1 protein-coding gene is annotated in these 1,142 nt (G+C 43.8%); it reads right to left on the reverse strand.

Annotated elements, in window-relative coordinates; genetic code table 11:
* Positions 1–142: 142 nt before the first annotated feature.
* Complete coding sequence (locus HMPREF0083_RS25850) at positions 143–955, reverse strand: transglycosylase domain-containing protein (RefSeq protein ID WP_051354808.1); 813 nt, start codon at positions 953–955, stop codon at positions 143–145.
* Positions 956–1,142: the final 187 nt, after the last annotated feature.

The following is a 1,142-nucleotide window of genomic DNA, read 5'->3' on the forward strand; positions in this document are numbered from 1 at the left end:
CTTTTTTCCACCTTATGGATAATCAACAGGCGTGATATCGTACATGAGATTTTTACCGACTAGCCAGAAAGATATTACGGCTGCTGCTTGACGATAAAAAAGCCCCTATGCTTATTACCGAAAGCATAGGGGTCTTTGCTGTTTACGATGCGTTAACATAAGTACGGGTAGCTGGCTGTAGCACGATTTCTTTTTTAAGCGCATTTTCCTTTTCCGCTTCCGTAATAAATCCTAAATCCACCATTCTTTTTAACACGAGTGCTTGTCTTTTTTTTGCCTTTTCTAGATGTTTTACCGGGGAGTATGATTCCGGTGCTTTCGGAAGCGAGGCCAGAAGAGCTGCTTCGCTCAAGGTGATCGTGTGCTTCTGTCCGTTCTCACGTACCGTTTTGCCGAAGTAAAAGTCGGCGGCCTTTTCGATACCGTACGTACCATGACCAAAATAAATTGTATTCAAATACATTGTGAGCAATTCCTGCTTGGAATACTGCTGTTCAAGTCGAATGGCGATAGCTGTTTCCTTCAGTTTCCGTTCTATTGTTTTGTCGTGTGAAAGAAACAGGTTGCGGGCCAGTTGCATCGTAATCGTACTTGCGCCCTGTGCTTTACTATCGGTGGATAAATCTATCCAAATCGAACGTCCGATAGCTATCGGATCTACACCAGGATGATACGGAAAGCGATGGTCTTCAATCGCGATGAATGCCTGCCACACATAATCCGGCATTTCGTCGGTTGGAATATATGTTTGAGCGGATGGTTGTGTAAATACCGCTAATTTCTTCTGGTCCATCCATTGTTCTCCGATATAGCCGATGATCGCCCATACAGCCGCCAGAAGCAGGATAAGTGATAAAATAGCTCCACTCATCCGTTTGAGCAAGGATGGTTTTTTTCCCGCTTTTCTTTCCCGTCGTATGTTCGAATGGGGGGCAGGAGATGAAAGTGTATGCATGGATGTACCTCCCTTTTGCTTTAATAAACGGTCTATTGTACCGTTAGCTTTATTGTAGCGGAAGAAAAGGAAAGTTCCCATGGATGTTGCTTACATCTAGCTTACAGTTTTGTAAGCTTTATTTATACTTATATATGCAAGGGTGTTGATTACCCAGTATGATCCAGAGTGGGTCGTCACCACACCG

Source organism: Aneurinibacillus aneurinilyticus ATCC 12856 (genome assembly GCF_000466385.1).
Taxonomy (GTDB): domain Bacteria; phylum Bacillota; class Bacilli; order Aneurinibacillales; family Aneurinibacillaceae; genus Aneurinibacillus; species Aneurinibacillus aneurinilyticus.

Coding starts and splice junctions, on each gene's coding strand:
- HMPREF0083_RS25850 (WP_051354808.1), bottom strand. CDS start 955: ATGCATACACTTTCATCTCCTGCCCCCCATTCGAACATACGACGGGAA.